7 protein-coding genes and 1 pseudogene are annotated in these 7395 nt (G+C 72.7%); 1 reads left to right on the forward strand and 7 read right to left on the reverse strand.

What is annotated here, in order from left to right; genetic code table 11:
- The 5 genes and pseudogenes from VFH10_RS09100 to VFH10_RS09120 all read right to left on the reverse strand — a co-directional run.
- Nucleotides 1–371 (reverse strand): annotated as a pseudogene (locus tag VFH10_RS09100) (nicotinate-nucleotide diphosphorylase (carboxylating)); the annotation flags it as partial.
- Nucleotides 368–2026, reverse strand: coding sequence for an L-aspartate oxidase (locus VFH10_RS09105; protein ID WP_325127801.1), 1659 nt, complete (start codon nucleotides 2024–2026; stop codon nucleotides 368–370). The pseudogene VFH10_RS09100 and the gene VFH10_RS09105, both read right to left, overlap by 4 nt.
- Before the next feature lie 9 nt (nucleotides 2027–2035).
- Nucleotides 2036–2455, reverse strand: coding sequence for an aspartate 1-decarboxylase (panD, locus tag VFH10_RS09110; protein ID WP_325127802.1), 420 nt, complete (start codon nucleotides 2453–2455; stop codon nucleotides 2036–2038).
- Nucleotides 2455–3339 (reverse strand): pantoate--beta-alanine ligase, encoded by an 885-nt coding sequence (gene panC, locus VFH10_RS09115; protein ID WP_325127803.1) that lies wholly within the window; start codon nucleotides 3337–3339, stop codon nucleotides 2455–2457. Before panC ends, panD begins: the two co-directional genes overlap by 1 nt.
- Nucleotides 3336–4274, reverse strand: a complete 939-nt coding sequence (locus tag VFH10_RS09120; protein WP_325127804.1) for a Rossmann-like and DUF2520 domain-containing protein — start codon at nucleotides 4272–4274, stop codon at nucleotides 3336–3338. Before VFH10_RS09120 ends, panC begins: the two co-directional genes overlap by 4 nt.
- Before the next feature lie 165 nt (nucleotides 4275–4439).
- Between VFH10_RS09120 and VFH10_RS09125 the strand changes: the two genes are divergently transcribed.
- Nucleotides 4440–5450, forward strand: a complete 1011-nt coding sequence (locus VFH10_RS09125; RefSeq protein WP_325127805.1) for an SAM-dependent methyltransferase — start codon at nucleotides 4440–4442, stop codon at nucleotides 5448–5450.
- A 10-nt stretch (nucleotides 5451–5460) separates the two neighbouring features.
- Here the strand turns inward: VFH10_RS09125 and VFH10_RS09130 are convergent, their stop codons facing one another.
- Nucleotides 5461–6810 (reverse strand): PH domain-containing protein, encoded by a 1350-nt coding sequence (locus VFH10_RS09130; RefSeq protein WP_325127806.1) that lies wholly within the window; start codon nucleotides 6808–6810, stop codon nucleotides 5461–5463.
- On the reverse strand, nucleotides 6807–7298 hold the full coding sequence (locus VFH10_RS09135; RefSeq protein ID WP_325127807.1) for a PH domain-containing protein: 492 nt from the start codon (nucleotides 7296–7298) through the stop codon (nucleotides 6807–6809). The genes VFH10_RS09130 and VFH10_RS09135 overlap by 4 nt, the downstream gene beginning before the upstream one ends.
- Nucleotides 7299–7395: the final 97 nt, after the last annotated feature.

Genomic DNA, 7395 nt, shown 5'->3' on the forward strand with positions numbered 1-7395 from the left:
TCGGCCGTCAGCAGCAGGTCGACCGGCCCCTCCACGGTCATCAGTACGTCGGAGGTGGCGACCGCGGCCCCGTCCGCCACCGGGCGGTCGATCGTCCCGGTGCTGTCGAGGTCACCGACGACGTAGCGGAACACCAGCTCGGCCACGTCCAGACCGGCGACGACACCGGCCGCCCGCGCGACGAGGTCCGCCGTCGCCCGTTGGGCGGGGTCGATCGTCGCGGTGCTGGTGACGTCATCGCCGGGAAGGTCCTCCGCGACGGCTGCCGCGACCGCGGCGTACACCTGCGTCGGGTCGAGGCCCGCGTCTCCGAGTGCGCGGGCCAGCCGGTCCGGCATCGCGTGCAGCGGGGTCTCGGCCGGACGGGTCATCGGGATCCTCCTGAGTCGGTAGCGACCTGCACGTGCCGCACGCCGGGGTCGAGCGCGAGCTCGCCATCGACGAGCCGGACGTCGATGTGACGTGCCCACGACTCGTCGTCGCGATCCGGGAAGTCGTCACGCCAGTGCGACCCGCGAGTCTCCTCCCGCATGGCGGCGGCCCCCAGCAGGGCGGTGCCCACGGTGAGCAGGTTCGTGGTCTCCCACGCGTCCACCCCCGGATCGCGGCCCTCATCTGTGCCGCAGGCCGCGAGCTCGAGCGCGCCGAAGGCCAACCCGTCTCGAGACCTCAGCACGCCACCCCGCTCCGTCATCACGTCCTGCAGCTCCCTCCGGGCACCGCCGTCCACCAACCCGGACGCCCTTGGGTCGTCCACCGGGTCCTGCCGCGGTGGCAGGCCCTCGTGCAGGCGGAGGGCGATCCGCCGGGAGAACACCAGTCCCTCGAGCAGCGAGTTCGAGGCCAGCCGGTTGGCGCCGTGCACGCCGGAGCAGGCGACCTCACCGCAGGCGAAGAGGCCGGGCACCGACGACTGCCCGGACAGGTCCGTGGCCACGCCGCCCGACGCGTAGTGACAGGCGGGCGCGACGGGCACCAGCTCCTGGACCGGATCGATGCCGTGGCTGCGGCAGGTGGCCAGGATGGTGGGGAACCGGGACTCCCACTTGGCCGCGCCGAAGTGTCGCGCGTCCAGCCACATGTGTGGACGGCCGGTCTCGTGCATCCGACGCATGATCGCCTTGGCGACCACGTCGCGCGGCGCGAGGTCGGCCAGCTCGTGCTGCCCGGTCATGAACCGAACACCGGCGTCGTCGACCAGGAAGGCCCCCTCGCCGCGGACCGCCTCCGAGATCAGCGGCTGCTGCCCAGTGGAGTCCGGTCCGAGCCACATCACCGTGGGGTGGAACTGGACGAACTCGAGGTCCCGCAGAACGGCCCCGGCCCGCAGCGCGAGAGCCATCCCGTCCCCCGTGGCGACGGACGGGTTGGTGGTCGCCGAGTAGACCTGGCCCAGCCCGCCGGACGCGAGCACCACGGCCCGGCAGTGCACCGCGCCCACGCCGTCGCGCTGCCCCTCTCCCATCACGTGGAGGGTCACGCCGGCAACGCCGCCGTCGGCGCCAGGGACGAGGTCGATCACCAGCGCGTGCTCGATCACCTCGATGTCCGGCGCCGCCTCGACGGCCGCAACGAGCGCCCGCTGGATCTCGGCGCCGGTAGCGTCCCCGCCCGCGTGAGCGATCCGGTCGCGCAGGTGTCCGCCCTCGCGGGTCAAGGAGAGCTCCCCGGCCGCGGTGTGGTCGAACTGGGTCCCGAGTGCGATCAGCTCGCGCACCGCGTCCGGCCCCTCGGTGACCAGTGCGCGCACCGCGTCCTCGTCGCACAGCCCGGCCCCGGCGACGAGGGTGTCGCGCAGGTGCTGCTCCGGGGTGTCTCCGGGGCCCAGCGCTGCTGCGATCCCGCCTTGTGCCCACTGGGTCGAGCCGGCGGACAGGATGTCCTTGGTGACCACCATGACCGAACCGACCTCGCGCGCCTGGAGCGCGGCGGTCAGCCCGGCGATGCCGGACCCCACGACGACGACGTCGGCGTACGTCGTCCACCCGGGAGGGGGTGCGAGCAGCCGCGCCGGCAGGGTGGTCACTCCAGGAACCTAGCGGGCGAGGGCGGTGTCACCCCGGACCAGGCCGGTGCCGGGCAGCGCCTCGGCCGCGTCGTCACCGGTTGCGACGATCCGGTTCCCGGCGTCGACGAACACCACGTGCGGCCGGTGCTCCCGCGCCTCCGCGGTCTCCATCTGGCCGTAGCCGATCAGGATCACCAGGTCGCCCGGCTGCACGAGCCGGGCCGCGGCGCCGTTGATCCCGATCACACCCGAGCCGCGCTCGCCCGCGATCGTGTAGGTCTCCAACCTCGCACCGTTGCTGATGTCGACGATGTGCACCAGCTCGCCCGGCAGCAGGTCCGCCGCGTCGAGGAGGTCCTCGTCGACGGTGACCGAGCCGACGTAGTGCAGATCGGCCTGCGTGACCGTCGCGCGGTGGATCTTGCTCTTCATCATCGTGCGGAGCATCAGGAGCCTCCCGGGTCCTTCTCGGTGCCGAGCATCAGCGGCATGTTGTCGATGAGCCGGGTGGTCCCGACCCGTGCTGCGACCAGCACCCTCGCTTCGCCAGAGGTCGGCGCTTCGCCGAGGTCGGGGTCGGTGATCTCGAGGTAGTCGACGAGGACACCCGCGCACTCCTTGAGTACGGCGCGCGCCGCAGCGAGGGCGCGGGTGCGGCCGAGCGCGGCGTCCTCGACCGCCGCGCGCAGCGACGTGGACAGGGCGTGCGCCGCAACGCGGGCCTCCGGGTCGAGGTAGGCGTTGCGCGAGGACAGAGCGAGGCCGTCGGCCTCCCGCACCGTCGGCACACCGACGACCTCGACCCCGAGGCACAGGTCGATCGCCATCCGACGGATCAGCACGAGCTGCTGGTAGTCCTTCTCGCCGAACACCGCGACGTCCGGGCGCACCAGCCCGAAGAGCTTCGCCACGACCGTCAGTACGCCGCGGAAGTGCGTCGGGCGGACGGCACCTTCCAGCACGTCACCGAGCCGGCCAGGTGACACCGTCACCAGGGGGTCGCCGCCGGGGTAGACCTCCTCGACCGAGGGTGCGAACACGATGTCGACTCCCTGCTCGGCACAGGTCCGAAGATCCGCGTCGAACGTCCTCGGGTACCGGTCGAGGTCCTCCCCCGGTGCGAACTGGAGGGGGTTGACGAAGATCGACGTGACGAGACGGTCTGCCGGGGTCAGGCGCCGCCGCGCGTCCGCCATCAGCGCTGCGTGGCCTGCGTGGAGGGCCCCCATGGTCGGCACCAGGCCGACTCGTGCGCCCTCGTCGCGCTTCCCGAGCAGGTCGTGCAGCTCCCGGCGCGTGCCGGCGACGACCGGCGTGGAGGCGGCGGTCACGCTCCCGGTCCGGCCGCAGCGCGGTTGCCCGTGATGGTGCCGGTGTCCTGGGCGGGGGCCTTCGGGGCCGTCGCAAGCGCGTCGTTGAGGATGCCGACGAGCTTCGCGGCCCGGATCGGCAGCAGCCGTCCGTCGAGCACCGCGCGGTTCGCGGTGGCCCGCGCCATGACGACGTACGACTCCACCGTGTCGGGCGCCGTGGTCGCGATGTCGGCCAGGTGAGCCCGCACAGTCTCCACGTCGCCGCGGACGATCGGACCGGTCAGTGCGGCGCTGCCGTAGGTGAGCGCGTTGTCGAGGGCGGCGCCGAGCAGCGGGCGAAGCGTCGCCGCCGGGTCCTCGGCACCGGACGCCCGCAGCAGCTCCATGGCCTGGGTCACCAACGTCACGAGGTGGTTCGCCCCGTGGGCGAGCCCGGCGTGGTACAGCGTCCGGCGGTCCTCGGGCACCCAGGCGATGCTGCCGCCGAGGTCGTCGACGAGGGTGCGCGCGAGCTCGTGAGTGTCGAGGGTGGCAGTGACGCCGTAGACGCAACCGGCAAGACGGTCGAGGTCGACGTCGGTGCCGGTGAACGTCATGGCAGGGTGCATCGCCAGCACCTGGGCGCCGAGATCGGCGGCGGGCTCCAGCACGGCGAGCCCGTGCTTGCCGGACGTGTGCACGACGTACTGACCCGCACGGATCGCACCGCTTGCCGACAGCATCGTCACGACGTTGCTGAGCATGTCGTCGGGGACCGTGAGCAGCAGCAGGTCGCACGAGCGGGAGACGGCCGTGGGTTTGGCGACCGGGACGCCGGGGAGCAGGGTCTCGATGCGGGTGCGGGACGCCGAGGACTCGCCGGCGACCGAAACGATGTCGTGACCGCGGTCGCGAAGAGCGACGGCCAGGACGGCGCCGACCCGGCCGGCGCCGACAACCCCGATGCGGGTCATGTTCCATCACCTTCTCGTTCCAGTCCCTCGCGGGTACCGGACTTATCGCTGATGTCAACAACGAGCGTAAGTGCTTCATTTCGCGCAGGTAACCCCGCGCGACGGTGTCGTGGGTCACAGCCGACGGTGGCGGAGGCAGCCGGGACCCGCCGTAGCCTGGGCCGCGTGTCCAGCACCACGCCTCTCGGGATGCCGCCCGTGCCGCCCCCGACGACCGACCCGCCGTGGAAGGCCGCCTGGGACGACGCCCTGTACGGCGCCGCAGGGTTCTTCCGCCGCGAGTCGCCGGGCGCACACTTCCGCACGTCCGTGCACGCATCGCCGTTGTTCGCCGCCGCGGTTGTGCGCCTGGTCCGCGAGGCCGGGCTCGACACGGTCGTGGACATCGGGGCCGGCCGCGGGGAGCTGCTTCGAGCCGTGCACGACCAGGCGCCCGACCTCGACCTGCTCGCCGTCGAGGTCGCGCAGCGGCCCCCGGACCTGCCCGAGGCGATCGCCTGGACGACCGCGCTGCCGGATGCGGTCGAGGGCCTGGTCCTTGCGAACGAGTGGCTGGACAACATCCCCTGCCACGTCGTGGAGATGGGGACGGACGGAACGGCGCGAATGGTCCACGTGGACGCCGCCACCGGAGCGGAGTCGCTGGGGCACCCGATCTCTCATGCAGCCGTGCCGCGCTCCGTCGGCGCCTGGCTGGAGCGCTGGTGGCCTCTGGACCCGGCGGAGCCCGGCACCCGCGCCGAGGTCGGCAGCAGCCGGGAGGTCGCCTGGTCCGACGTCGTACGACGAGTGCACCGCGGCCTGGCGGTAGCCGTGGACTACGCCCACACCCGCAAGGCCCGGCCGCCGTTCGGGTCACTGCGCTCCTACCGCGACGGTGGCGAGGTCGAGGTCCGGCCCGACGGCACCAGGGACGTGACCGCGCCGGTCGCCGTGGACGCGTTGGTCGACCGGGTCGGCGGCTTCGTGCTCACGCAGCGCGAGGCACTGCGCCGCCTGGGCGTCACCGGCGCACGTCCGGACCTCACCACGGCCGGCACCGACCCGGCCGGCTACCTGCGAGCGCTCTCCGCCGCAACCGAGGGAGCCGAGCTGACCGCCGAGGGCGGGCTCGGCGACTTCGCGTGGGTGGTGACCGTGGTGGGCGACCTGCCCACGACGTCGCTCACCCGCTGATGCCGGCGCCTCATCGGGCTGCGGCGCGGGCCCGCCGGGCCCGTCCCTGTTCCTCCTCGAAGAACGCTCGCGCGTCCGCGGCAGACCGGTGTCGCGCCCGCACGCGCACGGGACCGGGTGGGCTGTCCACGTGCACGTCGGCCAGACCGAGCCGCCGTTGCAGCGGCCCCTGGCTCAGCCGGACCGACTGCACGCGCGCGTGCCTCGCGGCATGCGTGCGACGGTTCAGCCAACCCTCGCGGGTGGCGACCAGCTCGTCGCCGATCCCTGCGCCCATGAATCGGCGGCTCACCGGGTCGACCCAACGCGCCGACCGGGGCGGCGCGGAGAGCACGACCGAGGCGAGTCGCACCTCCACGCCGTCGTCGTCGCCCCTCAGCAGGTGTTCCGCCAGCTCGTGCACGAGGGAGAGGGGTGCAACCGGCATCACGGTGGTGGTCGAGGGACGGCCGTCCGACTCGGAGGTTCCACCCGCTCCCGCGACCGAGACGTCGAGCTTCGCCCAGCCCATGCGTCGCCACAGGATCGGCTCGCTGATCACCACGCCTTGCACCCGTGCCAGGGCGATCGTCTGCGTGGCACGTTCGAACAACCCTCGTCGTACCTGGACGCCGACGTTCGTCTGGCTGACCGTGAAGCCGTAGTAGGCGGAGAGCTTGCGCACGGAGATCAGCGCGAGGCCGCCCACGAACGGCAGGGCCGGCGCCACCACGACAACGCCGTTCAGCAGCAGCGCGACTCCCAGGGCGACGCTGCCGATGAGCAACCAAACGGTCTCGGCCGAGAGCAGCATGCTCAGCAAGAGGGTCGGCAGGTCGAGAGCCGCGATGTCGCGGTCGGGTGGCGCCCACGCCGGCACCTCGTCGGCACCCAGCCCGTCAGTGTCCGGTTCCGTGCCGCGGGCGGCGTCCCGGCGGGCCAGCAACACCTCGCGGACCCGGTGTGCCTCGGTGAGTGGAAGAAAGGCGAGAGAGCCCTCGCGGTCGCCACCGGCGACGTCCATCTTGAGCTCGGCGAGGCCGAACAGGCGTGCGACGAACGGCTGCACGATGTCGATGCCCTGCAACCGGTCGATACGGATCCGTCGGGACTGGTGGTAGACGACGCCGGTGTCGATGCGCAGCTCGGTCCTGTCGATCCAGTACTTGGTGCGCAGCCACGACAGGTAGCCGTACACCGCCCCGGCGAACAGCACGCCGAGCAGGATCAGTGCGAAGGTGCCGAGGCGTCCGGTGAACAGGTCGTCCCAGGTGGTGGCCGCGACCGCGACCACGAAGACGGCACCGCGCACCAGTGGGGTCAGCGGCGAGAGCCGGTGGGACGTCCGCTCGGCGACCGGCGGCTGCTCCGGCCCGGTCACAACCCGGCCGCCTGCGCCTCACCGAGCGCGGTGAGCCGGTCCCGCAGCCGGGCGGCCTCGTCGGCGGGCAGGCCCGGGATGTGCGCGGTCGTGCCCGGCGCCGCGGTGTGCAGCTGCACGCGCGCGAGTCCGAACGCGCGGTCGATCGGCCCGGCCTGTACGTCGACGTACTGCATGCGTCCGTAGGGCACGACCACGAGCCGGCGAAACAGAGCGCCGCGCGTGATGAACAGCTCCTCGTCACGCTCGACGTACCCCCACCTGCGCGCGTTGCGGCCGATCAGGATCCAGGACCAGACCCCCAGCGCCAAGAGGGCTGCGAGCGAGAGGGCGGGGACCCACGGCGGAGGCTCGAAGAGGACCCACAGAACGACCACCACCACCGCCAGGAAGCCGAGGCCGACCGCGAGCAGGATCCGCCGCAGCCGCGCGAGCGCCGGTGACACCCGCTGCCAGCCCGGCCCCGGAGGGGCGAAGAGGTCGTCCACGGGGCGAGCGTACGTGCAAGGATGACGCGGTGAGCTCAATGCCGGCCGGGGACCGGTCCGACGACGCGCAACAGCTCGGTCACCTCTTCATCGTCAC

The sequence above is a fragment of the Nocardioides sp. genome (assembly GCF_035697785.1).
Taxonomy (GTDB): Bacteria; Actinomycetota; Actinomycetes; order Propionibacteriales; family Nocardioidaceae; genus Nocardioides_B.

Bases quoted from the DNA above. Each gene is read 5' to 3' on its own strand.
- panD (WP_325127802.1), bottom strand. From the start codon at position 2,455: ATGCTCCGCACGATGATGAAGAGCAAGATCCACCGCGCGACGGTCACG.
- VFH10_RS09120 (WP_325127804.1), bottom strand. From the start codon at position 4,274: ATGACCCGCATCGGGGTTGTCGGCGCCGGCCGGGTCGGCGCCGTCCTG.